Consider the following 507-nt stretch of genomic DNA (forward strand, 5'->3'; position numbering starts at 1 on the left):
ATGAGGCCTTGGGCACGGTTGTATTCGGCGTAGGCGCGGGCGCATTCGAATCGGTAGCCGGCCTCGTCGACCACATACCGGTTGTGGGGGCGGCCGAGCTGGGCCATCTTCGCGCCGTAGAGGCGGGCCACCCGCGGCGAGACACCATCGGCCATCTGCTCGGCTGCCAGCTGCGCGACGATCGCGTCCGCGTTCGGATGCATCCCGCGACCGAACAAAGCCCGCATCTGGGATTCGGTGACGATGTCGCCCTCGACGATATCCAGGGCACCCAGCCCCGACCCCACCCAGCGACCAGGGGACTCCCCGCGCTCGCTGTAATAGGCGGCAAGCTGTTGCGCGCCACGGTCATTGGCGTCATTCGTGGCGATATTCCGCAGGTAATACTCATAGCCGTCGCCGGACGCAATCTTCGCCAGCGACATCATGAATCCAGGCTACGCCGCTCCCGATATTGTCGTTATCGGTTCGTTACCTGGGAGCATGAGGTGTGAAATTTTTGTGTGA

General features: G+C 63.1%; 1 protein-coding gene. It reads right to left on the reverse strand.

Annotated elements, in window-relative coordinates:
* The coding region (locus A5780_RS38725; protein ID WP_156769408.1) for a relaxase domain-containing protein at positions 1–428 on the reverse strand (428 nt) is incomplete at its 3' end.
* Between the last annotated feature and the right edge of the window lie 79 nt (positions 429–507).

The sequence above is a fragment of the Nocardia sp. 852002-20019_SCH5090214 genome (assembly GCF_001665865.1).
GTDB classification, from domain to species: domain Bacteria; phylum Actinomycetota; class Actinomycetes; order Mycobacteriales; family Mycobacteriaceae; genus Nocardia; species Nocardia nova.